This is a genomic window from Neiella marina (genome assembly GCF_002165625.1).
GTDB lineage: Bacteria > Pseudomonadota > Gammaproteobacteria > Enterobacterales > Neiellaceae > Neiella > Neiella marina.
This window is the reverse complement of the sequence record NZ_NGNS01000011.1, coordinates 39,814-64,213: the sequence shown is the minus strand read 5'-3', so window position 1 is coordinate 64,213 and position 24,400 is coordinate 39,814. Positions and strand designations below refer to the sequence as shown.

The window sequence follows — 24,400 nt, the reverse complement described above, 5'->3', positions numbered from 1 at the left end:
TACCAGTTGGTCTTTTTAACCAGGAGATGATTAAAAAAGTCTGCTGCCCAAACGGGCACGGGCAGCAGCAACCACACAAACAGGAACGCCGACGTTTCCAACGAAGGCGACAATCAATTATTGAATCTGGTGAGTTTGGTTCAGTTTGGCACTGGCTAATTTGCTAACCGCACCATCACTCCACTTCACCTCGACAGAGGCAGGTTTGCTGCACTGGCCAACACCGAAATGAGCAATATTGTCGAACGTCGAAGAGTACATCGCCCCGGATGAACCAATTCGTCTTTGCTGGCTAATACCACAAGCTTTAACCATGACAATGGCACCGACAGATGTTCGCTTGCCGGAGTGAACCAAAGGCAGCGCAACTTTGACAAAGTTGTTGGTGTTTTTATGCTGCTGCAGCTGGTTGTCAAACAAGTGCCACTTGCCACGCTCTTGGCCCATCACGATGTCGATGTCGCCATCACCATCGCGGTCAAAGCTATCAATCGCCATGCCCCAAGAACCAATATCTCCGGTGCTGACATGGTGACCATCGGCCTTCACGAAAGTCCGCTTGCCGTCTTTGCCAGCCGTGTTGAGCCAAATTAAGCCAACGTTCTGTTCTACCAGCAAACCTTGTGGGCTAATCGCCAAATCAGCATAGCCGTCGTTATTGAAGTCGGCAGTGGTGACCGCAGTGCTTTGATTGGCTTCAGCTAATCCAACTTGAGCCGACACATCAACAAACTTGCCACCGCGATTTTCGAGTAATACATCATTCAAACCAGGGTGATGTTCAGCGGCTTTATAGGAAGAAACTTCACTAAATACAGCACTCGATTGGTTGAAAATACTGCCGGCAATGCGCCAGTTGTTGTTGCCGATGTAGCCGATGTATAGCCCCTTCGATAACTGCTTATCGGGAAAACCAAAGGCATCACTGCTGACCAATTTAGTGTTGCGTCCAGAATGGGTCTCGCCGTCAAACTCAAAGGTATAAGCTGATTCTCCAACCTTGAATGTAGTGTGTGGCCAAGGCGTCTGAAGATTTTCGATATGAAGTACTTCGCCTGCCGGAATCACATAGTCAAACTTACCGCGCATGGTGAAAAAACCCCATTTGCGGGTTTGTGGATTGTAGAAGGTTTCACCGGGCTTAAACGGCTTACCGCGAGCAATGAAAAGATCAAAGTCACCATCATTGTCGTAATCCAGCTCAACAATGCCATTCACATCAGCAATGCGATTAGGTAATACAACATCAGTGACCGTCTTGAAGGTCAAATCGCCCTGCCCTTGATAGGCCTGCATTGGTCCGTGACCGTAAATCAGCAAATCTGGGTAACCATCATTATTAAAATCGGTTACCAGCGTTTTCTGACCATCGCCTTTGACCGGGGGCAGCACATTATTGACGGTAAAGTAGCCATCACCCTGATTTTCGTAGACATAGTTTTCGCTAGCACCTAGCCGTTCTTTACTCGGGAAAGCGAAATTCAGCAGATCTAAGTCGCCATCGCGATCCAAGTCAATAAGCTTTAGGGTCCGACCGCGCATCAACTCAAAGGCTGGTTTTTGCTCAGGTAAGGCAACAAGGGTGCGGTCTTTATGGGCTCGAAATACTTTACTATTGCGGGCATTGCTGCCCGAGCCGCCGCCCCGAGAAAGCAACAATTCAAGCAAACCGTCGCCATCGACATCACCAATTGCGACACCGTGAATATCGCCCATGATCAAGTCATAAGGTTTGGCGAATTTGCCATCGTTGTTCCACATAATACGAATGCCATAACCATGATCATTAATAATCAGATCGGCAAAGCCATCCTGATCTAAATCGGCAACCACAGGCGAGTCCCATTTGCGTCGATCTTTATTCTCACGCTTAAAGTCCTGTAACTGCTCCTTAAACGTTGGCATCACCTGTTGGCTTGCTTCAGCGGCAGTCAAGTCCGCTGGCGAACATGCAGTCAGCAACATGGCCGCCGCACATATCATTTGATTTTTCATCCTACTACTACCAGTTACTTCGAATATGTCAGCGAACTGAGCGGCTACTTACCTAAGGTGAAGTGCTTGCCAAGTTTGGCTACAACTTCGTCGTTATCATCAAGGATCTGCACCACCCAAGCGTATTTGCCTGGCGGGAACTGAGCGGCTAAGTTTTCCAACGGCACGTTTAAATCGCCATTACGCTCGACGGGAAAGTCCAAGGCGCCAAATTCTTCCCAGTTTTCGCTCGACAGTAGTTTGATCTTTAAGGTGCGGTTTTGAGAAATTTGAAACTTAACGGCTAAATCCACTGGCTCATCACCAACGGTTTTAGGAAAGTTCACCAATAACACTTTGTCTTCTTTGGCAAATTGCGGCTTTTGATTTTTCTTCGCTTGTTTCTTTTCAGCCAGTTGAGCATCTGTCACCACAGATAGATTGGCACTAGTTGGTTCTGCCAACCGATCGGTCCAGCCGCCGCGTCGGGGTGCTAGATAAGCATCGATGCGATAGCTACCGGGCTTTAAATCAGCGACCGGCAAACGCAATTTGACCGGTCCCGACTTCTTGATCCGTTTTTGAATTCGTTTAACGTTTTTCCAATCCTCAAGGCGAATCATGGCAATGTGCAGTTCACGTTGCTTAGACACCTGCAAATCCATCTCTATCAGAGGCGGCTGATTAGGGCCAATTTCTTGCTCAACGACCAGGTTGGAGATTTGGTCGTTGGCATTCGCTAAGCCAGCCCAAGCCAAGCTCAGGATAGCCAATACTCGGATGATCATTTTTGTCGTTGTCATGATTTGAACTCCTGCTACTTCAGAGGGCGAATGGCAATATCATCAAGGTATACCTGACCTTGTTTGCCACCTTTAAAGACAAGCCGCATGCGGTCCGTCGCAGAAGACGCTTGTTGCTGTTTGAATTCGATTGCTACCTCAGTCCATTGGCCTCTCGGCAAAGAATCGAGGTCGATCGTATTGAGTTGCTGCCATGGCGATTCGAGTACCACTTGCAGCTGGGTGTCTTGGACCTGCTCAGAGAGCCAAACCTTAGCGGTCAAGCGATAATCGCCAGTGGCTAATTGCACTGAGCCATCCGGCGAGAAGGCGACCACTTGTTGCTGTTTTGTCGGTTGCTCTAGGTGGTCAAGATCGAGTTTTAAACTCTTGCGGCCGGTGCTGAACATATTGTCGCCGTAGTCGGTGACACTCAGCGCGCTGCTGACCGCTTCGTCGATTAGCCAGAATTTGGCATCTTTCATTCGCGGCGCGGGTTTATGGTGGCTGTTCATCTGTAGCGGCCCTTCAAAACCAAAAAAGGCGCGGTCTAGTTGATTGTCATCAGGTCGTTGCCATACCCGGACGTAATCAATTTCAAAAAATGCAGGTAAATCACTTTGCTCAGGAATGCCATGCCATGGGAATACTTCGGAGTCGAACCAAAGCTCCATCGGGTTATTCAGTACCCACTTGTCACCTAGTTCTTGCTGTGTGACTTGGTGGACCAGCTCACCATTGAAGTACATCTTCAAGCCATCGGGTAGCCATTCAACGCCGTAAACAAAGAAGTTTTCTGCCGTACGGCCTAGTGTGGGGTGAGGATGTTTCCAAACTTTGTTTTTCTTCGGGTGGTTTGGTCGCCAATCATGGAACGAGGTGACAAACGTCGTTTCTGGGTTTTTACTGCCTTTGGTCACCCGACCAACAAGCTCAAATACATCCAGTTCTTGGTGATAGCCAGTGCCCCAAAATGCGCCGGTCATTGGTGCATCAGGAATTTTTACTCGGACTTCCATATAGCCGTATAACACGGTGTGATGGCTAATAACGGCGGCGGTGGTGATGTTTTCGTAGGCTTTGATTTCTTGCCGCTGCGGAGGCTTACCGATAAACGGGTAATCCGGTTGCCATTGGGTACGAATGATTAACTTGCCATCATCAAGATAGGCGTTGTGGGGAGCAAACTGGGAAGGTGCACGGCCCTTCCATATATAAAACTGGCCGTCAGTTCCGGATACATACCATTTATTGAGATCCAACGACTCAGCATTGAACTCATCGCTCACTTTACTGTTGAGCTGCCAGTCACCAGCATTGGCCGGATCAGAGGCAGGTAGCAATTGCGCCTGCACCAATGGTGCAATCGCCATCGACATAACAGCACATAAGGATTTCACTGAACGACAAAACCGCATCACATTCTCCTAACTACATAGCTCCAAACTGCTTAGCTCCAAACTATTTCGTTTGAACTTACAGAGCCGCTTACTTCGTGGGCCCTAAAAGAAAGCCACTCGAATGAGTGGCTTTCGACTCGACTTATCGGAGGTTATTCTTCGATTTCGTCGACCAAGGTTACGCTGACTTCATCCAACAAGATGCTGTTGCCTTGAGGCAGCTTGAACGTTTCCCACAAGGTGAATACTGGCGTACTCATGCTCCAAATGGCTGGAATTGCCCAGTCACGTTCACCGGTGCGGTCATCGATGAACTCAACGTATTGCCACTCGGTGGTCATTTCCAGTTCTGCGCTGAACAAGCCAGCACCGCTGTAGCGACCTTGGAAGCCTTGAGCACCATCTGGAATACCTTCGTAGTTCCAAGCAACAATCGCTTGACGTAATACCACTGGTTCAGTTGGCATTTGCTCTAGCTTCGCCCAGACGCCAAACCGGTAAACTTTGCCAATGGAGTTCAGGCCCTGACCATAGTTCGCGGTGTACCAGTTACGCTGGTTATTCCAAACTTGTTGCGCGCCCCAAGAATAAGGTACTACTGCATCACCCCATTCTGCTTCACCGGCACCAGCAGTGATTCGTACCGATGCTGCTGAACCAGCAACGACATCATCAGAAGCCGAGTAGCTGGCGTTACCGCCGTAGCCTGCTTGGACAAAGTCCAAATCAAAGTCAATGAACCAGCCTGCAGGGTGAGCCGATGTACCTGGATCACACATCTTGTTGTTGACGACAGTCATGTCCATCGATTTAGGCGTCACTTCAGAGATTGGCGTACCGCCTGTCTCACCTGAAACCAACTCAACATCAACGGTATTGATTGAGCCAACATCGGCAGGCATTTTCACTGCCAACACCTCACCGAAGCCGCCAACACCGCTATCCCAAGACATGCCTTTGACGTAGTCCACTTCATTGGTCAAGGTCCAGTCGTAACCATACTCGCCAGTGAGGTTGTCGTTGAGTTCAAATGGTTGAACATCAATACCCGTCGCAGTACACGCAGCAACTTGTTTATGACCAGTTGGCGCACCGAGGTCATCGGTATCCTGATTAGTAATGGCAATGCTAAATGCAGAGGTCACCGTTACCGAATCAGTTGCAGAAGCTTCTGGGTTATCAACGCTGGTTGCTGTAACGCTGGTTTCACCAACCATGACACCCGTAACAAGGCCAGTTGAATCGACTGTCGCTATGTCTTCATCAGCAGAACTATAAGTGAGCTCTTGATTACAAGCGTAAGTAGGTACAGTTGATGCAACCAATTGCGCGGTACCGCCAGCAGGCAGTTCCAGCGGCGCAATGTTAACGTCAGTGACTGGGTCATCAATAGCGTTGATGGTCAGGCGCAACGTCCGCTCTGGTAACGGTTCACCCGGCGTCATTGGATAACCATGGTCAATGGTATAAGTAATTTCATACACCGCTTGGGTCGGATAATCCGCGAAACCATCTGGGATCGGGTTATTGTCATCATCGCGATCGCCACGCACGTCAGTATCATCACAGGCACGCAATGCTTCGGCAAAGGCATCCGTGTCAACATACAGCATGCGGCTATCTTCAGACTTCACAAACGGTGAAATGGTTTGGTTTGCAACCGTGTTCGATGGCGCTTGCGGAGTTTCGAAGTTGTCTTCTGCTTCAAATATCAGTTGACTTGTCACGATACGAGTGGTCAGGTTTGCAGCAGGTTGACCATCGACCACAGCACCTTCTAGCAAATCGATGGTTTGCAGGCCACTTTCTTCATCAAACTCGACAACAATCTGCTCGGTTTCAAACGTCAGTTCGTTGTTGTTCTTCTTATAGCCTGAGTCGTATCCCTTATCGGTACCGCCACCGCAGGCTGATAACGCGGCCGCCAATGCACTTGCGATCGCGGTTTTCAATAGTAAGTTTTGTTTCATCTTACTTCTCCAATTCTTTATCGGCTGGCCTTTTCAAGGCCAGCACTTAATAAGTTCACTGATGCTTAGAAGCTGCCACGGATACCTAAACGCCACTGACGTCCGGTTTGCCATGTCGACACGGTACGGTTCTTAGGTACGCCGCCATCAAGGGCATTACCTTCGTCCATCACCACTTCAACGCTGTTAGGGTCGTTGACATTACGAGTGTTCGAACTGGTGTAGTAAGTTCGGAACGACTCTTCGGTCAGGTTCAACACCTGGAAAGTGACACTTATGTTGTCAGTAATTGGGTAGGCAGAGCTGAAGTCGAGACGATGAGTGTCTTCTTGCCAAATAGCACCACCAGCCTGACCACGGTTAACCAACACATCATCTTGATAACGGCTAGCTAAGCGCAACTGAATACCACCATCTTCCCAGTAAAGCGTCGTGTTCAACGAGTTTTCTGGTGTGTAAGGCTGTGGCAGCGGCTTCAGGAAGACGCCGGTATCACCGATTTCTTCTTTATCAGACTCTGAGCTTTGATAGGTGTAGTTCATGTTCAAACCTAAGCCAGACCAGATCCCAGGTAGGAAGTCATAGTTCTGGTTATAGGTCACTTCGAGACCTTTAATCTCAGCGCCCTTACCATTGGTCTGGGTGACCACGTTCACCACATCACACTGGATATCCCAAGTATCAAAGAAACCAGCCACTTGACGCATTGGGCTACAGTCATCGGCGTCGCCCGGCAAACGATTAGGATCGAATGGCAGTAGCAAGTCCGCGGTTTCTAACTCGTATTCAGTGCGGATGTCTTTGTAGTGGAACGGAATAATAACCGTCTCTTCAAAGTCTTCCATGTCCTTGTAGAAACCAGCAACAGACAGCAGGCCAGATTCGTCGAAGTACCATTCCCAAGACAAATCAAGGTTGGTTGACTTCAATGGTTTCAATTCAGTGTTACCCGCAGAACCGGTGGCTGTAGGAGCCCACTGCTCTTCACGAACTTGGTTACGAGGGTTGAGCGAGTCAAAACGAGGACGGGTCATGGTGCGAGTCACGGCAAAGCGACCAATCATGTCATCGTTGATGGCATAGTTGAGGTTCAAACTTGGCAGCCAAGTATCTTGTTCACCAGAACCTTTCGATTCGAATTCACGTACCTGAACTTCCTGACCATCGCCACCTGGGCCAGTAAAGGCGGTGGTACGGTCAAGCCATGGCCAGATGTGACCGGCAGAGCCAAAGTGAGCCCACTGGCTACGCGGCGAGTTAACTAGGTTGCCATCGGCGTCATAGACCTGTGATGGCAATTGATTGATAGTCAGGTTGCCATTTTCGTCCATAAAGACAATGCGGTTAACATCTGGACCAGTCTGGCCATCAGGACCTCTAACCAACCACTCTCCTGTAGTGCTGTCATAAGGAATAGTGGCGTCATTGGTGTAGTTGTAAGCATGGGTGACTTGCCATGCCCAACAGTTACGCAATTGGTCGTCGTTCATTGGCGTGTAACGAGTATCACCGACACCCTGAGGGTTTAAGCCCATTGCCGCGTCAGGACAAGGCTCTTGGCTCATGTCCGCTAAGTTGCGGGTCACCAACAAATCATATGGGTCGAGCATTTGTGGGAACTTGACGTAAGTGATACCACCAATACCTTTGGCAGTGTTCTCATCACGCACCCAGCGAACACCGACGTTACCGGTCAGCTGACCATCAAGCGCTTCAAAGTTAGCTTTGATGTAAGCCGCTTTGGTTTTGGTTTCAATGTAGCGAGTACCGGCACGAGTTTCACGCAAGCCTACTTCACTAGCATCTTTACCGGAAACCAATTCCAATGCTTTATCGGCGTCGAGCAATGGCCAACCGCCAAAGAAGTCATTGCCACGGCTGTTTACCAAATCTTTGGCGTAGTTGTCATATGGGAATGCTTTGGTCGCAAGAATATCACCTAAACGAATCGAGCCCAGACCACGCACTTCAAACTCGGCATCTGGATCATCCAAATCAACCAAATCAGAGCCGTTAGTGGTAGCTCGGTTTTGAATGTTGACGTCTTTGGTACGCTCTGACCACTTACCACCAAACTGAATAGAAGTCAGGTAATCGAAATCAAACAGATATTCGAAATCTACGAACACTGATTTAATCTCATCTTCCAGTTTGTTTTTACGCAGCGTCAAACCACCTAAGTGGTTGTGGTTCATGTCAAACGGCGTAAAGCGGCTGTAAGCAATATTGGTCGTGCCATCAAAGGCATCAAATACCGCTGGCGTGACACCTGCGGTGTAAGCACACTGAGCGCCACTACAGTCGTAGCCGACACGTTCAAAGGCGTCGTGATTCATTTCTTCAACAACCTGACGGCCAGCGGTGCCCCAAGTGTTGGTGCTGATCGAGATGAAACGATCTTTCTCATCATCATCTGGATTTTCATCAGTGGTTTTTGAATAACCTAAGCGCAAGCTACTGCTGAAGTTGTCAGTGATGTTGTAATCAATGGTGAGAGAAGCAACGTCCGTGTCGACTTCGCGTAAGCCGTAAGAACGGTTGAAGTTACCAGCAGCAGAACGGCTGGAGTACTTAGCTAGGGTGTTGTTGCCGAAATCGACGCCATTCAAACCAGTGACATCTTCACCTTGATAGACGTTGGTAACCGGCGCATAGTTCAAACGCAGGTTGTGATAGTCAGTGGTGATGTCCTGCTCAGCATGGGTAACATCTAGCTGAATGTCTAAATCTTCATTTGGACGATACTGCAGACCAACAGAAACAGAGAAACGGTCACGCTCATCAGTGCTTAGTGAGAAGTCGTCGTAGTTGCGAGCCAGTACGTAAAGGTCACCTTCATACAAGGCTTGCGTCTCTGGATCGTAGCCTTCCAGTGAATCAATCGGGTTAAGCTGTTTGTTGCCGTCGTCGTCAAGAATGTAATCGCCATTCTCATCACGCTGATAACCCAACACACGAATTGGCTTGCCGGTGGCAATATCGTGCGCGGTGTGGCCACCGTCAGTCATCAAATCGTCAATTGGTAGTGCGCCATTGACCCACTGAGTACGAACGCGATCTTGACGGGTTTTTTGAGTATCTTTTGAGCCCGTAACAACAATACCAAAGGTGTCGTCAAAGAACTTTTCAGAGAAGCTGGCGTTGATGCGATAGTCGTTCTCATCAGCGAACTCGTTGTGACGACCTTCAACAGTGAACGAACGGCGCGGCTTGTTTAAGCCCAATGGCTTGACGGTGCGCAACTCAATGTTAGCACCCAAAGAACCTTCGTTCTGATCAGCAGCAGCGGTTTTAACAACGTCAATCGAAGACAGAATGTCGGATGAGAAAGCACTCAAGTCGACACTGTTATCATTGGTTGCACCAGCGTCTGAACCATCGGTACTTAAACCACCGGTCAGGGTAACGCCGTTAACCGAAACCTGGTTCAATGATGGGCCAGCACCACGAACCGAAATTCGAGTACCTTCACCACCTTCTTCTTGCACCGATACACCGGTTACGCGCGAAAGTGCATCAGCGATGTTTTGGTCAGTTGATTTACCCACGTCTTCGGCGTGGATTGAGTCGGTGACGTTATCTGCAAAACGCTTGGCGTTAACCGCTTTTCTTAAACTTGCTCGTAAACCACGTACTTCAATAACTTCGACATCTTCGGCAGCTTCTTCTGCTTTCGCTTCTTCTGCTGCGTAGACGGATGAAGACATGATTGAAGTAATAATCGCAGCGGTCAACGCTGACAATTTAAAATTACTCTTCATCGTATTGAATCCTCTTCTATTTCTTTTTGCGCTCAGCACCGCATGACTCTGAACGCTTTAAGCATCTGGTTAATTTGATTTTTATCTCCACCTCATTGGGCGGAGTTAGTTATTCATTGCTATTTGGCAAAGTCCCCCATTTGCTTAAATACCCCCCTCGTATTTTTTTGTGTTAGGCAAAGCCCTAAAAATGAAGCCATGCGATTCGCTTGTTGTGACATGGCTTCATGGTCGTTATTAGTCGCCAATCAGTACCGATACGCGTTTGTTGGTCAGGTACTCTTGCAAGCTATAGCGAGAGCAATCTTTACCAACGCCACTTTGCTTCAAACCGCCATGCGGCAAGTGAACGGCGTAATGCACTTCGTTGACACAAACACTGCCAGCCTGAATCTCGTTGGCCGCTTTCATGCCACGCTGCAGGTTGGTGGTATAGACATAAGCTGCTAAACCAAACTCGCAGTCATTAGCCATGGCGATCACGTCGTCGTCATCGCTGTAACAAATCACAGGTAGTACTGGACCGAAAATTTCCTGCAAGGCGACATCCATGTCGGTGGAAACGTTCGATAGAATGGTTGGCTCCAAGTAGTAGCCGTCAGGGCGATCAGCAGGCGCTGCGCCACCAAGTTCAACCTTGGCACCAGCCGATACTGCACTATCAATCAAGCCGACAATGCGTGTGCGTTCTTTCTCGTTAATCACCGGCCCCATTAAGCGACCTTCTTGACGACCTGCGCCCAACACTAAACCGGCAGCATGAGCTTTTGCTTCAGCAATAAATTGTTGATAAACCGACTCGTGAACAAAGCAGCGGTTTGGCGATACACAAACCTGGCCACTGTTACCAAATTTAAGGTCAATGATGTTCTGCGCTGCTTTTTTGACATCGGCATCGTCATACACCACAACCGGCGCATTACCACCGAGTTCAACTGAGAAGTGCTTGATGCTAGTGCATGCGGTACGCATTGCTTTAATGCCGGAATTGGTTGAACCAATCATGGTGAACAGTGCTGGAATATCGCTGGTTAACAGCGGATTGGTGACGTCGTAGTCATTGCTGCTAATGACATTGATCACGCCTTTCGGGAAGCCCGCTTCAAGCGCTAACTCGGCACAACGCAGAGAAGCCAATGGCGTCACTTGAGACGGCTTAATAATGCTGGCACAGCCGGCGGCCAGTGCTGGCCCCAGCTTGTATCCCAAATTCAACAGTGGGAAATTCCACGCTAGGAAACCAACCACAACGCCCAAAGGTTGACGCTGCACGTAATGATGGAAACGGCCATCTGGGTCAACGATTACCGGCTGGTCAACACGCTTTGCTTCTTCAATAAAGAAGCGCAGACAAGTGGTCAGCATGCCAAAGTCATACTCAGCGTTGTCGATTGGCTTGCCAGTTTCAGCAATCAACAAGTCAATGATTTCGTCTTTATGGGCTTCAAGCACTTCAGCGTATTTCAGCATCAGCGCTTCACGCTCGGCCAAGGATGTTTGTGACCAAACGTCAAAGCCGGCCTTGGCACTCTCGAGTACCAACTCAACTTGAGCAGGTTCCATTTGCGGAACCTGAGCAATCACTTCGCCGGTGTCTGGGTTTTCTACTGAAAAAGTATCTGATGAGCTAACTAGCTCGCCATTGATCAGCATTTGAAATTGATTGGAGTTCATTTCGTTTCCGTCGTACAAATAGTGAATTCGTTTAGTGCATCGGTATCAATCTCGACGCCAAGACCTGGCGCTGTTGGCACCTTGGCCGAGCCATCGACCACTTCAACATTGACTTTGTAGAGTTGATCCCGCAGCGGATTTTCGGTGCGATCGTATTCTAGGTAGAGTGGCTTTGACTCAGCACGGCCAGGCTCTGAATAAGAAGTCGCTAAGAAGTGCGTCGCAGCAGCCAAGTTAAGTTGCGTGCCCCAAACGTGTGGAATCATATTGATGCCGTTAGCCGACGCAATGGCGCGGATCTTCAATGCCTCACTTGGGCCACCGCAGTAAGCCAAGTCAGCTTGGACCAGTTGCACACCACCCTTGGAGATTAAGTTATTGAAGCCATATCGAGTCTGCTCACACTCGCCGGTGGCGACAGGCAAATTGACTTTGTCTTGCAGTTGGCGGAATAAATCTGGATGTTCTGGCGACAATGGCTCTTCGAACCACATGTAACCGCACTTGTCTAAGACCTTACCAATGCGGATCGCTTCTGGCAGGTCGTAAGCGTGGTTGGAGTCCGCCGCTAAAATGGTGTTGGGTAACGCTTCGCGCATGGCAACGATTAACTTCTCATCAAAGGCTGGATTCTTACCAACCTTGATCTTCATCGCTTTAAAACCTTGCTCTGCATATGACACAGCTTCGTCAACAAGCTGTTTCAGTAGCAGGTCTTCCGGTAGATCCTGGAAATACATACCAGTTGCGTAACAAGGTACCTGATCGCGACAAGCACCACCCATGAGCTGGCTAACACTTTGACCAAGCATTTTGCCCTTTAAGTCCCAAAGTGCCATGTCAATACCAGACATGGCCGCCATCATGACGCCAGAGCGAGTAAAATCTAACGAGGCGCGCCACATATGGTGCCAAATTTGGTCGGTAGAGAGGACATCCATGCCTAAGATGCGCGGCGCGTAAAACTTCTCAACTGCGCCTTGAATAACGTCTGCAGGCCCATAGCACTCACCCCAACCACGAACACCATCAGTGGTGATAATTTCAACCAGCAACACATTGCGCTGATCGTAGAACCATTGGGAGAAACCGAAAGGTTCGTTCAGTTGGCATCTAATGTGGTGCGTTTTAATACATTCAATTTTCATAAATAAAACCTGATTTGGTGTGCTGACGACATAACAGTCACAACGAACGCACGGCTAACGATCTAGTTAATTTCATTGTAGGACTTATTCAAACGTATGATGTTTGCATTTGCAAGATGTAATTCAAAAAAACGTGAGCGATGTGTGAATTTTTTGTTGGTTATTTTTGATGACTTATGTTTGTGCCAAATTGACAGCGACAAAGCAGCGCCAGCGACTGTTAAACGAGTCCGACAAAAAAACCAACAAACAACCAATAAATAACTGTTTTATATGTCTTTAATAGATAAAAATAGGTGTATCAACGGTAGGTTATGAAGCCAATTTTGACCCGACTAAACGAGCCAACACGACGACTAAAAAATCGTCAGTTCTGTCGCTAAAAAACACTGTTTGTAAGCAATTATTGGCATTGTGAATTAATGCATCAGACAAAAATAATTGCCTGATGCATTGGTTGTTTATTGATCAGCTAGCATGTTTCAACTGAAACGCAGAGACATAGGAGTCCAACACTTCAGCGGTCTGGTCCAGTTCATTACTGGCCACTTGCGTTGACTTCACGTGGGTTGTCATCTCATCAGAGTCTTCTTTGATCTCATGGATCTGCCGGTTTATATCACCTGATGTCATCGACTGCTGCTCTGCCGCAGTGGCGATTTGGGTCGACATCTGAGCAATGTTGTCTAACTCTTGCTGCAGCACCTCAAAGGCTCCGAGGGTCTCAACTACTACGGCAACCGCCTCGCTGCCCTGCCCCTTGAGTCGGTCCATGGTGGTAGTAACCGTGTGGGCACCAGTCTGTAGCGCTTCGATTTGCTGCTTAATATGACCTGTTGATTCTTGGGTGCGGCTAGCCAGGCTGCGAACTTCATCTGCCACTACCGCAAAACCTCGGCCTTGCTCGCCAGCCCGTGCTGCTTCAATCGCGGCGTTAAGGGCAAGTAAATTGGTTTGCTCGGCAATATCTTGAATAACATTAATCACTGCGCCGATGGCATTGCTTTCTTCATTGACGCTCTCCACCATCTTGGTGGCGCTATCCAGGTCACTGGTCAGCTGTTCCATAATGTCCTTGCTGGTATTGGCGCTATCGGCGCTTTTCACCGACATGTCATGCAATCGCTGAACCGCATCGGAGGTCAATTGGGCACTAACGGACACTTCCCCGACAGAAGCTGTCATTTCATTCATCGCAACCGACACACCATCGGTGTTGCGGTTTTGATTCTCTGCTCGCTGCTGGCTGATAGTCATCGATTGCAGCACATTGGAAGTCAGCTGCTTCATTTTCATCTCCACTTCTAACACGCCTGCCAGCGCCGAGTGGAAGCTGGTTAGCAATGAATCAGCGGCCTTGGCAACTTCTGACAGTTCATCATTGCCAGATACATCGAGTTGATAGTTCAAATCTTTGTTGTTAGCGACATGGGTCAATTGTCGAACCAAACGTTTTAATGGCCGAATGATTGACATAATGATGACGTACGACACCACTCCCACGGCAATACAAATACCAAAGAACAAAATCAGGCTCTGCCACACTTTCGCGGTGGCGACTTGATAGAGCTCATCGGCTTTCTCAACAATCTGAACCGCCAATTGATCTTTGAAACGGTTGAGAGATTGGATATTGGCTGATGATCTCGGATACCAAGTTTTAGCATCAAACGGCAATTTCTTGGCCGCGGAATCTCGGTAGGCTTTCCAATCAGAAATGACCTGTTGGGTCGCTGTCGATTGCAAATGCTGGCGAGTAAAGTCATCTTTCAAGCTGTCATTGGCATAGGCATTGAATCGTGCGATGAGGTTGCTGATTTCTTGCCGAGTCCTTTTCTCACGAGCATAGATATTGTAATCAAGGGCGTTCATGTATGAAGCACGTGCTACCACGCCCCGTTCAACCGAATAACGGTCACCTAAATTGACCAGAGCCAAGTAGGCATTAGACAGCAAGCTCAATTCAGGATCATAAGAAGCGATTCTAACAATCGACTCGAACAGGCGGAAAAACTGCTCAGAGGTATTGTCGTAAATCATCAGAGTCCAGATTTTGCCGTCTTTGATCATGTACTGGTCGATCTTATCGCGGACTTCTACCATGGCAGCAAGATTCTCGTTCAGCCGCTCCAACACACCAAGCACGGATGGCATCGAGGCATATTCGCTCTTGCGCAGGTTTACGTAGGTTTTGAATTCTTGAATTTGGCGGTTAACGACCTGTCGCTGTTGTTGCATATCGACTTTAAAGTCATTGCCCTGACTACCAAAGTATTCACCAACGGGTCCCACCACGTTGTTTTCCCGAGCGAGAAAACCGTTGGCTAGGTCGCGTTCATCCTGAATGGTATTCATCAGGGTTCCCGCCTCTTTGGCTAGTGCCATTAGGCTAGTGAGTTCAGCGATGCGCTGTTGTTCATCGCTGGCATGTCGGTACTGATTGAGCGTCAAGACGCCTATCACAATAATCGGTAGGAACGCGAGTGCGATAATACGCGGTCCAATTCTGAATCGGCTTAGAAAATTCATTGAAAATCCAACCTCTTTTATAGTTTTATCGTTAGAGTCTCGGTCCGTAAGACAAACTCAGATCCATCTTGTGTGGTCGATGTAATTCGTTATTGTCTTGGAGATATCAGTTGCCTAGTAGCGGATGAGGGCACTCACTAAACATTGCTGTTATCGCCTTATGGTGTTGCTATTTCGTGTTGTTTACTCCCCCCCACCTTTTGATTCAAAGCCGCTTGGCTAATTCATTGCATAATAAGCACGAGTTCGGGAGGCGAAGTCGGGGGAACGTCGGCCATCCCGAACTGTGCATGTTTAGTTAATCTTTGATCTCAAATGTCTCATGGAAGCGCGGCATCGACTTTTCTCGCCACAGCACCCCTTCAGAGTGAATGTGGAACCACTTCGGCTGCGCATGTTGCCAGCTCCAAATCTCCATATCGGCAACCATTTCGCGCAACACATGTGGGTACTGCTTACTGAGGTCATTGCGCTCGCTAATGTCTTTCTCAATATCAAACAACTGCCATTGATTGCCGGTCACGTTGACGATTTTCCAATTGTCTTTGCGCCCTGACACTTCCGAGAAACCATTGCGGTGACGCATCACATAAAGCATTTCACCGGCTCGAGGGCTACTGCCATCTTGCAAGCTTTGCCAGATGTCTTTGCCATCAAGTTCTTTATTGGCAGGGAGATCTGCGCCCGCCAATGCCGCGAACGTCGGATAGAAATCAAGTGTTGAAACTGGATGCTTAAAGGACTTACCCGCGGCGACTTTGTCTGGCCAATGGAAAAACATTGGCGTGCGAGTACCGCCTTCCAGGGCACTACCTTTTTCACCGCGCAATGGTGTGTTGGTTGCACCAAGCTTGGGTTTACCGCCGTTATCACTGAGGAACACGATCAAGGTATTGTCGAACTGATTGGTTTCTTTCAACGCCTCAACCACGCGCTTCACGCCGCGGTCAACGGCATAGACCATGCCGGCGTATACTTTGCGTTTTTTGTCTTTAATCTCTGGGAACTGATCCATGTCTTCTTGTTTCGCTTGCATTGGCGAATGCGGAGCGTTGTAAGCGAGATACAAGAAAAATGGCTGATCTTTGTTGTCAGCAGCTTTCTCAATGAAGTTGACCGCTTCGCGCGACAGGCCATCAGTGATGTACTCTTTCTCTTCAACTTCTTTGCCGTTGTACTCAAGCGGGTGAAGGTAGCCTCCAATGGCTTTCTTCATGCCATTTTTACGCTGACGCTCGTAAGCAGGAGCGAAGCTTTCTGGAAAGTAGTCATGGCCGCCGTTTAAGAAGCCATAGAATTCATCAAAACCACGATTGTGAGGATGATACTTTTCGGTCTCGCCCAAGTGCCATTTTCCAACGACACCGGTAAAGTAACCGGCATTCTGTAGGGTTTTACTGATAAAGGTTTCTTCAACGGGAACGCCTAAGCCGCCCGAAAGATAACTGGTTGGCAGATTGAACTGCGAACCGAATTTGTGTGGATGACGGCCGGTCATCAATCCCGCTCGACTCGGTCCACAAAACGGATGGACGTTGTAGGCCGCGTTGAAAGTGGTACCGTCTGCCGCTAAGGCATCAAGGTTTGGCGTGCGAATATCGGTCGCACCATTGAAGCCGACGTCGCCGTAACCTAAATCGTCGGTGATGATCACCAAAATATTCGGACGCTCAGCCGCACCTGCAGCAAACACCGACGCCAAACCCAACAGTGCCGGAGCGATTCGTTTGATTAGTGTTGTCTTCATAACTTCCTCTAGGGGCGAGGCGCCTCGCGCCTCGCAGTAATCTTTACAGGTACGCTTTGGCGTGATGCTCTAATTTAGTCAGCGATGGATCATCAACGCGTTTGAGCTCAGCTTTTAGAAGCTCAACCATCATGGCGATTTGCTTCTTGTACTTGGCGTTGCCGATCAGATTGCTGACCTCGCCAGGGTCGTTGCTCAGGTCGTAGAATTCATCCACGTTGTCGCCCGGATTCCAGACAAACTTGAACTCTGGCGTCCGTACTGCGCGAATCCCAAACCATGAGCCGTTGTACCACTCGTAGGCATAGAGGGCGGTGTCAGGTTGTCCGGCTTCAGCTTTATCACCTTCGGTCATCAACGGCGTTAGGGTATGACCATCAACATCGCCATCACTGGCCAAGCCCATCAATTCAGCCAGCGTTGGCGTCACATCAAGCAGTGACACCTGACGATTAACCGTGCGCGGTTGTAGGTTCGGGTTTTTGATCAACAACGGCATCCGCATCAGCTCATCGTAGGCATATGGACCTTTGTCATAGAGCGTATGCTCGCCCAGCATGCTGCCCTGATCGCCAAGCAAGACGATGTGTAAGTCGTCGTAAATACCTTCGTCTTTAGCTGCTTGCAGCAGTTCGCCAATAATGCGGTCAACCATTGCAATGGCGCCATAGTAGTAGGCGCGAGCTTTTCGCCAATCCATGTCAGTCATATGACCCACATCATGCCAAGGCCACCAAATCCCTCCTTGCGCCAACGGTTTTTTCACTCGCTCAGCTAGATGATTCGACGGCAGTTTGACTGTTTTCGGGTCAAACATGCTGGCATATGGCTCTGGCACTCGATAGGCAGGGTGCGGCTGATTAAAGCTGATCACACCAAAGAAGGGGCGCTCGTCGCTGGCCATTTGTTTCAGCATTTGCTTACCAGCAACTACCTTCTTGTAGGCCTCGGTATCCTTATAACCGCCAGGTAGCGTGCGGTAGTACTCGTGCTTTTCATCACCATCATCAAGCTTACCCGCATAGTAACCTTCAACTTGAGTCACTTTTGAATACGGCGTGTAAACCCGAGTAAAACGTTCGCGTGGTTCATGACCATGGGCTAAGTCAATTTCTGCGCCACGCATGGCAGTACCGGTCGCACCTAAATGCCATTTGCCAACATGACCTACCAAGTAACCCGCATCCTTGGCGCGCTTGATCAGCGTACCTTCACGTGGATCCAATTCCATCAAGCGGGTGTGGTAGAGCTCAACATTGTCATCTAGACCGTTTTTGTGGCCCCAACGGCCAGTGTAAAACGCAGCTCGAGATGGCGAACACAGGCCCGTTGTTGACATTGCATTGTCAAAACGAGTTGATTCAGCAGCCAATTGGTCAATATTAGGGGTATTAACCGGGCCACCGCGGTAAGAGAAAGTGTCAAAGCGCATGTCGTCAAACATGAGTACCAGCACATTTGGTTTTTCAGTGCGTTTGACATCGGCCAAAGAGGGTGAGGCCAGAAACGGTGTAACAAGACACAGCAACGCTGCTGCGCCTTTTAGATTTTTGAAATTAAACGAGTTCATGAAAGCAAGCTCTTGTTCACTTCGGTAATGGATAGTTTTCAGATAAAGACACCGCTGCGGTGTCGCTCATTTGTCCTGTCCGCTCCACTCACAATAAAACGTGTGGATTAAGCTGCAATCCTGCGTCAGTCAACGCCAGTTCGACTGAATCGGCGAGACCACTGTCATTGGCTGTCGTGGAAACTTGCTGACACGGAACATCAGTCACTTCAGTGTCACTTGCCAATGCGGTATTACAGGCTGACAAAGAGAGCGCCGTCGTGATGGCGAAGGCAAAACTCCCACTACTCCCCAATTGATTCATCGTTTAATACTCCGATGGTCATGTATCTCTATTATTTGATCCTACATACTTTGCAGGAATATTTATGCCACCTATGTAAACATATGATGTTTGAGCTTTCAACAGCAGTTCATGCGCGAGTGCACAGTTTGTTAACGAATATTTTTAATGTTGCGAGATCGATAAACCTGCGAATAAGTCTCGATGATATCGCTATCACTGCCTGTATGAGTGGCTTGGAAAGGAGTTTGCAATGTGTTGCGTCCACCACAATTAACAAATCATTAACAAATGTTGTGATTTGTAAAGCCCTTCATCCCGTTCCATTAAGACAAAAAAAACGGGAAGCCAAGGGGCTTCCCGTTTGATATTTAGCTCTTACCAGTGTACTGATTAGCGTTCGACGTTAAAGTTCTCTTTAAGGCGACGAATTGCGTCGGTTAACAGTTTTTCGGTGAGTTGTTCAGCTTTGTCTCCATCCCCTGCCGCAACCGCTTCGTACACTTCACGATGGAAAGCAACGGAGTCGCTATTTTTGCGCGGGTCTTGATTGGTGATTCGCACACTCACCAGCAAGGCAGAGTAAATCACCCCTTCCATTGCATTGAGAAACTCATTGTGGGCGGCGCGAAGCATGGCTTTGTGGAACAGCGCATCGGCGACAATAAACTTCTCAATGGAGCCGGTTTCTTCTTCCATGCCCTTACATGCTTTATCGATTTCAGCGATGTCTTCTTCGGTAGCCCGCTCAGCGGCCCAGCGCGCAGCCTTGGGTTCAAACGCCAATCGAATATCCATCAGCTGATTAATGAAATCAGCGCGAGGCGTTGCTGTGATATGCCAAGCTAAGACATCGTCGTCCAGTAAAATCCACTCATTACGTGGTCGGACTTTAGTGCCTATCCCTCGGCGAACATCCAGTAATCCTTTACCTACTAAAATTTTAACCGCATCGCGCACAACCACGCGACTCACCTGAAAGCGTTCCGCCAAAGCATTTTCGTCATCAATCAAGGCACCAGGCTCAATTGAGCCGGCTACAATGCGACGTCCCAGTTCTCGTGCAACTTGCACCGACAAACTTGGGGTCATTTTGGTCGACCGCTTCAGGTCGTAATAAACTAATTCACTCATCGGCAAACATCTTATCTTTGTTCTAGCTATTAAACATATTATCTTTAATTATTTTGAATAGTATAATAATTCGCGAATTGAAGACAGCACCAGTTCCTGCATTAAATCAATAAACTTCAAATAAACAAAAAATCAGCGAGCTCAGCTGACTAGTTGTTTAAAACTAGTCACATAACCACGGGCATTGGCTCGAACTTGCTCAAGGGTCATTGACGGCTTGTAGAGCGCAGAGCCCAAGCCAAACCCATCCGCACCAATCTCGATGTAAGGTTTCATACTTTCAATCGAAGGTGAGACGCCACCGACTGGGTAACATTTAGTATCAGCTGGTAACACTGATTTCAGCGCTTTAAAGCCATCAAGACCGACCATAGAGATTGGGAACAGCTTCAATCCGGTGGCACCAGCAGCCAACGCAGCGAAGGCTTCAGTTGGTGTTACGACTCCAGGAAAAGTAGCACAACCTGCAGCAACCGACATTTTAACCACCTGCTCATTAAAGTTTGGCGTGACGATTAAATTGGCGCCAGTGGCAATGACCTGCTCGGCCAACTCTGGCGTAGTCACAGTGCCCGCGCCAATGATGTACTTGTCACCGTATTTGGCAACCAACTTAGCAATACTAGTTAATGCATCAGGGCTATTCAGCGGCACTTCAATCATGGTGAAGCCTTCTTCCACCAACACATCAGCTACTTCAAGCACCAAGTCCGGTGTCACACCCCGGATAATCGCAATTAGCGGTAAGTGTCCTTGCAATGACACACAATCAGTCATTCGATAAATCCTCAATTAGACGGGTCATTCCCGCTAGAAAACAAGCGTTGCCATCGGCAATAGTCGCTTCAATACCCAAGCTAGCGGCGGCTTTTTGATAAAGCCTCGACAAGGTGTCGCCGCCAACGATATAAACCTTTTGGCTCTTCAACTCTCGAAGTTCGAAGCCAATCAGCAAGCCAGACAAATAGTCAGGGATTTGGTCTCGGGTCAGCTTTTCAAATAGTCGATTGGTCCAGGCCAAAAACAAGCGGCTGGCAAATGGGCCTGACTGACCATCTTCAACGCCTTTGATAAAGGCTTGCTCGTCGCCACACGGTTTGGGTAAATCGCGGCCGAGCAACATGTGATTGGAAATTACTGAGTAGAGCTCGCCAGTTAGAAAGCTGGCAAAAGACCAAAGTTTGCCGTCTTTAAACAACAGATGTTTGCTGTGGGTACCTGGCAAAATAGCTTCGTAATCAGCGGCATCAATAATTTTGGCTAAGCCCAAAGCTTGGACTTCCTCACCTCGAATCACATCGTACTTGTCGCCTTCATACTGATGGCTAACGCCTGGCATGATGATGGCTTCTGGCCCCCACGGCAGAGTAAAGCGGTGGGCCTTGGCAATCAGATCGTCCGAACCCACAGGGGTCGGCGCGTAAGCCACATTGACCCAGCCCTTGAGCGAGCCAATCATGCCAGCCATATACACTGGCAGTTGGCTGTAATCGGGTAGCCAGTCTTTTAAAATGGCTTCTAACGACTCAGAAAACTTGCCATCTTCGACTTGCAAGATCCCCATCGGGTGCTCTTGCGTTGCCAGTAGTTCGTGCTCTGCCGACATAGCAAAAGCACGAAAGTTGGTGGTGCCCCAGTCGAGGATCAGGTATTTGGTATTCTCAATTGACATCTAAACAGCTCCCTATGCCTTCGCCAATTCCAATTCAATTGCTTCAATGGTTTTACCCTTAGTTTCTGGCAAAGCAAACCACATGACAATCAAACCTGCGAGGCCTAAGCCGGCATAAATCAGGAAGATGGTCGATACACCCAAGTTATTGAGCTGCCAAGGGAAGAACTGTTGGATACTCCAAGACGAAATAGTCTGTACCAAGGCTGCAAAAGGTAGTGCAACACTCCGTACTGAATTGGGGAAAATTTCAGAGAATAGAACCCACATAATCGGGCCAATCGACAAGTTAAATGCCGCAAGGAAACCAAAGATTCCAAATAGAACTAACGCTGCATTGACACCGCTAATGGTTTCGTTGATAACCAAACCGCTGACCAATGGGAACTCTTTGTTGTCGAAATTAGCCGCTAGCGCTTTCTTCAACTCGACGTCGGTATCAAACGTTTGACCAACAAACGGCTGAATCTTAGCAACATCAATACCCTGCTCTTGCAATTGCACTTCAATCGCGGCAATGGCTTTATCATCAAAGGTGTAACTCGCTTGATTAAAGCCCATCCAAGTCGCGCCATGGGATAGCACCACCAAAATCAAACCAGCAATGGTTAATATTCGCCGCCCCAGTTTTTCGACAAAGCCAATCGCAATGAGCGTCGCCGCCAAACCAACCGCACCGGTGGCAATGGTTTGTAAGAAGGTGTCTTCAACGCTCATGCCCACTTGTTCAAACACCATGGGAGCAAAGAACAGCACTGCATTCATGCCGGTAGCGCCTTGCACAATGGCATAGCAAACAGCAATGAAGACAACAAACCGCATGCGCTTGCTAAACAGCTCTTTAAGCTGTTTGGCGGTATCGAGTTTGTCTTCTTTTTGTAGGCTTTGTTTGACATCTGCAACCAACGAATCGACTTGGTCTTCATGGGCGATTACTTTAAAGACTTCTTTCGCCTCTTCATCGCGATGCTTAGAGATCAACCAACGTGGCGACTCAGGAATTCGCAACAACAACGCAACCCACACAGCGTTGGCAATCAGCTCAGCGCCGAGCATGACTCGCCATACATTGGTGTTGTCAATCCAGCTAATGCTTGGCATCGACTTGATAAGGAAGTAGTTGATGATAAAGGCAAGCAGCAAGCCGAGGCCAATCATGAACTGGTTCACCGAGACAAACTTACCCCGGCTCTCGGGTGGTGCAATTTCGCCGATGTACATAGCCGAAACGGTAATTGAAGCGAATGCCACACCACCAATAAAGCGGCCAACAATGAGCATTTCATAGTTCACTGCAGTCGCCGACAAAATCGACGATAACGAATAGGCAAAGCCAATTCCTAGCAACACTTTGGCGCGACCAAACCGCTCACAAAGGGTGCCGGTAAATAGCAGGGCGACAATTACACCTAATAAAGCACAGCCAACAACGGTGCCCTGTTGGATGCTATCGAGCTCGAATAACGAGCTGACGAAGCGAACCGCCCCAGAAATGTTGGCGGCGTCGAGCCCAAACACAAAACCACCGAAAGCGGCGATTAATGAGTATTGGGTCACAAGACTGTCTGGACTTTTTCTCATAATTTGTCAGAAACCTATGTACATCACATCATTTCAAACATATTATGTTTAAAGTTTTTGAAACTCAAGGGCCATGTTTATAAAACTTGGTTAACAATCATCTCGGGATCACATAATGACAAAGTTGTTACCTAACGCTGGATTGATTGCGCTCATCGCGGGCTTATCTCTGCCCTCTGTTGACGCTACTGAAGTTGAAAAAGCAACAAATTTACAACCGGCGAAGCTATTCGCCGAACTACCAGCAAACTGCCCCACGCCTGATGCCTTTGCCATCGCACCAAATGGTTCGCTGACCTTATCTTGCCCAAACTTCGCCAATAATAAGTTACAGGGCGAATTGCTGTCACTGAGTCCAAATGGTGAGGTCAGCCACCTTGCGACAGTGCCAACATTAGGCTTAAAGAAGAAAGCCAACCCAATGGGCATTGCCTACGATGAACACGGCGCACTTTATGTTGGTGATTCTCGCGGACCAAAATTTGGCCGTATTCTTAAACTTACTTTTGATGGCAACGACATTGTTAATACTGAAGTGATTGCTTCTGGTATTAACCCCAACGGCCTGCGCTACCACCAAGGGCAGATATACATTACTCAGCTGCAAATGCCGAAAGTGAAGTCCGCTAAAACTACCAGCGCTATCTATCGTTTCAACGCCTCAGATCGCAATTTAGCAATGACCAACACATTAACTGATGCCCAGCTTATTTTTCATACTGAAACAGACAACCAGGGCATCAAATTTGGTCTCGATGGTATTGCCTTTAATAAGGCTGGCGAGTTGTTCACCGCCGATTTAGGTGACAGCGAAGTGTATCGCTTAACCATGGACAAGGATGGCAAGGTCACCGGCAAGGAATTGTTGGCGAAACTGCCGAACGATACCCGTATTGATGGCATTGCCTTTGATGGCGACGACAACCTATATATGGCCGGATTTGGCCTCAACCAAATTTTCAAACTGAGCCCTGATGGAGTGGTCACTATGTTAGCCGACTATGCTGACAACGACGGCTCCAATGGTCAGATTGATCAGCCAGCAGATCTGATTGTCTATGGCGACAAACTGATCATTTCTAACTTTGACTTAATGAAAGGTAAAGGCATTCGCAACAGCAAACACAGCAAGCCATATACCGTTTCATATATTGAACTGAACTAACAAATAAGTT

Annotated in this window: 16 protein-coding genes; 1 reads left to right on the top strand and 15 read right to left on the bottom strand. The window is 48.4% G+C overall.

From position 1 onward, the window contains the following. Nucleotides 1-117: 117 nt before the first annotated feature. The 15 genes from CBE68_RS10160 to CBE68_RS10090 form a co-directional block, all read right to left on the bottom strand. A complete protein-coding gene (locus CBE68_RS10160) occupies nucleotides 118-1,995 on the bottom strand; it encodes a CRTAC1 family protein (protein ID WP_087505974.1) in 1,878 nt (625 codons plus the stop codon). Between the two features lie 44 nt (nucleotides 1,996-2,039). Beyond that, the gene (locus CBE68_RS10155) at nucleotides 2,040-2,777 is read right to left on the bottom strand and encodes a hypothetical protein (protein WP_087505973.1); all 738 of its coding nucleotides are present in this window, start codon (nucleotides 2,775-2,777) and stop codon (nucleotides 2,040-2,042) included. 14 nt (nucleotides 2,778-2,791) lie between these two features. After that, entirely contained in the window at nucleotides 2,792-4,174 is a 1,383-nt protein-coding gene (locus CBE68_RS10150) for a family 16 glycosylhydrolase (protein ID WP_087505972.1), read from the bottom strand. Nucleotides 4,175-4,308: 134 nt separating this feature from the next. After that, nucleotides 4,309-6,126 carry an Ig-like domain-containing protein gene (locus tag CBE68_RS10145; protein WP_087505971.1) on the bottom strand — a complete coding sequence of 606 codons (1,818 nt, stop codon included), beginning with the start codon at nucleotides 6,124-6,126 and terminating at the stop codon, nucleotides 4,309-4,311. Nucleotides 6,127-6,191: 65 nt separating this feature from the next. Further along, a complete protein-coding gene (locus tag CBE68_RS10140; RefSeq protein ID WP_087505970.1) occupies nucleotides 6,192-9,887 on the bottom strand; it encodes a TonB-dependent receptor in 3,696 nt (1,231 codons plus the stop codon). A gap of 237 nt (nucleotides 9,888-10,124) precedes the next feature. Further along, entirely contained in the window at nucleotides 10,125-11,561 is a 1,437-nt protein-coding gene (locus CBE68_RS10135; protein ID WP_087505969.1) for an aldehyde dehydrogenase family protein, read from the bottom strand. Further along, entirely contained in the window at nucleotides 11,558-12,709 is a 1,152-nt protein-coding gene (locus tag CBE68_RS10130) for a mandelate racemase/muconate lactonizing enzyme family protein (protein ID WP_087505968.1), read from the bottom strand. Before CBE68_RS10130 ends, CBE68_RS10135 begins: the two co-directional genes overlap by 4 nt. 468 nt (nucleotides 12,710-13,177) lie before the next feature. Next, the gene (locus tag CBE68_RS10125) at nucleotides 13,178-15,238 is read right to left on the bottom strand and encodes a methyl-accepting chemotaxis protein (RefSeq protein WP_087505967.1); all 2,061 of its coding nucleotides are present in this window, start codon (nucleotides 15,236-15,238) and stop codon (nucleotides 13,178-13,180) included. 298 nt (nucleotides 15,239-15,536) lie between these two features. Next, nucleotides 15,537-16,985 carry a sulfatase family protein gene (locus CBE68_RS10120; RefSeq protein ID WP_087505966.1) on the bottom strand — a complete coding sequence of 483 codons (1,449 nt, stop codon included), beginning with the start codon at nucleotides 16,983-16,985 and terminating at the stop codon, nucleotides 15,537-15,539. Nucleotides 16,986-17,028: 43 nt separating this feature from the next. After that, entirely contained in the window at nucleotides 17,029-18,555 is a 1,527-nt protein-coding gene (locus CBE68_RS10115) for a sulfatase family protein (RefSeq protein WP_087505965.1), read from the bottom strand. Nucleotides 18,556-18,643: 88 nt separating this feature from the next. After that, a complete protein-coding gene (locus tag CBE68_RS10110) occupies nucleotides 18,644-18,859 on the bottom strand; it encodes a hypothetical protein (protein WP_087505964.1) in 216 nt (71 codons plus the stop codon). Between the two features lie 372 nt (nucleotides 18,860-19,231). Further along, nucleotides 19,232-19,972 carry a FadR/GntR family transcriptional regulator gene (locus CBE68_RS10105; protein WP_087505963.1) on the bottom strand — a complete coding sequence of 247 codons (741 nt, stop codon included), beginning with the start codon at nucleotides 19,970-19,972 and terminating at the stop codon, nucleotides 19,232-19,234. 141 nt (nucleotides 19,973-20,113) lie between these two features. Beyond that, nucleotides 20,114-20,749, bottom strand: coding sequence for a 2-dehydro-3-deoxy-6-phosphogalactonate aldolase (locus tag CBE68_RS10100; protein ID WP_087505962.1), 636 nt, complete (start codon nucleotides 20,747-20,749; stop codon nucleotides 20,114-20,116). Beyond that, nucleotides 20,742-21,644, bottom strand: coding sequence for a 2-dehydro-3-deoxygalactonokinase (locus tag CBE68_RS10095; RefSeq protein ID WP_087505961.1), 903 nt, complete (start codon nucleotides 21,642-21,644; stop codon nucleotides 20,742-20,744). Before CBE68_RS10095 ends, CBE68_RS10100 begins: the two co-directional genes overlap by 8 nt. 12 nt (nucleotides 21,645-21,656) lie before the next feature. Next, the gene (locus CBE68_RS10090) at nucleotides 21,657-23,201 is read right to left on the bottom strand and encodes an MFS transporter (RefSeq protein ID WP_229744695.1); all 1,545 of its coding nucleotides are present in this window, start codon (nucleotides 23,199-23,201) and stop codon (nucleotides 21,657-21,659) included. Between the two features lie 139 nt (nucleotides 23,202-23,340). Between CBE68_RS10090 and CBE68_RS10085 the strand changes: the two genes are divergently transcribed. Then, nucleotides 23,341-24,390, top strand: coding sequence for an SMP-30/gluconolactonase/LRE family protein (locus CBE68_RS10085; protein WP_087505959.1), 1,050 nt, complete (start codon nucleotides 23,341-23,343; stop codon nucleotides 24,388-24,390). The last annotated feature ends 10 nt before the right edge of the window (nucleotides 24,391-24,400 follow it).

Excerpts from the sequence above, each read along its gene's own strand:
- CBE68_RS10160 (WP_087505974.1), bottom strand. The coding sequence starts at position 1,995 with ATGAAAAATCAAATGATATGTGCGGCGGCCATGTTGCTGACTGCATGT.
- CBE68_RS10155 (WP_087505973.1), bottom strand. The coding sequence starts at position 2,777 with ATGACAACGACAAAAATGATCATCCGAGTATTGGCTATCCTGAGCTTG.
- CBE68_RS10150 (WP_087505972.1), bottom strand. The coding sequence starts at position 4,174 with ATGCGGTTTTGTCGTTCAGTGAAATCCTTATGTGCTGTTATGTCGATG.
- CBE68_RS10145 (WP_087505971.1), bottom strand. The coding sequence starts at position 6,126 with ATGAAACAAAACTTACTATTGAAAACCGCGATCGCAAGTGCATTGGCG.
- CBE68_RS10140 (WP_087505970.1), bottom strand. The coding sequence starts at position 9,887 with ATGAAGAGTAATTTTAAATTGTCAGCGTTGACCGCTGCGATTATTACT.
- CBE68_RS10135 (WP_087505969.1), bottom strand. The coding sequence starts at position 11,561 with ATGAACTCCAATCAATTTCAAATGCTGATCAATGGCGAGCTAGTTAGC.
- CBE68_RS10130 (WP_087505968.1), bottom strand. The coding sequence starts at position 12,709 with ATGAAAATTGAATGTATTAAAACGCACCACATTAGATGCCAACTGAAC.
- CBE68_RS10125 (WP_087505967.1), bottom strand. The coding sequence starts at position 15,238 with ATGAATTTTCTAAGCCGATTCAGAATTGGACCGCGTATTATCGCACTC.
- CBE68_RS10120 (WP_087505966.1), bottom strand. The coding sequence starts at position 16,985 with ATGAAGACAACACTAATCAAACGAATCGCTCCGGCACTGTTGGGTTTG.
- CBE68_RS10115 (WP_087505965.1), bottom strand. The coding sequence starts at position 18,555 with ATGAACTCGTTTAATTTCAAAAATCTAAAAGGCGCAGCAGCGTTGCTG.
- CBE68_RS10110 (WP_087505964.1), bottom strand. The coding sequence starts at position 18,859 with ATGAATCAATTGGGGAGTAGTGGGAGTTTTGCCTTCGCCATCACGACG.
- CBE68_RS10105 (WP_087505963.1), bottom strand. The coding sequence starts at position 19,972 with ATGAGTGAATTAGTTTATTACGACCTGAAGCGGTCGACCAAAATGACC.
- CBE68_RS10100 (WP_087505962.1), bottom strand. The coding sequence starts at position 20,749 with ATGACTGATTGTGTGTCATTGCAAGGACACTTACCGCTAATTGCGATT.
- CBE68_RS10095 (WP_087505961.1), bottom strand. The coding sequence starts at position 21,644 with ATGTCAATTGAGAATACCAAATACCTGATCCTCGACTGGGGCACCACC.
- CBE68_RS10085 (WP_087505959.1), top strand. The coding sequence starts at position 23,341 with ATGACAAAGTTGTTACCTAACGCTGGATTGATTGCGCTCATCGCGGGC.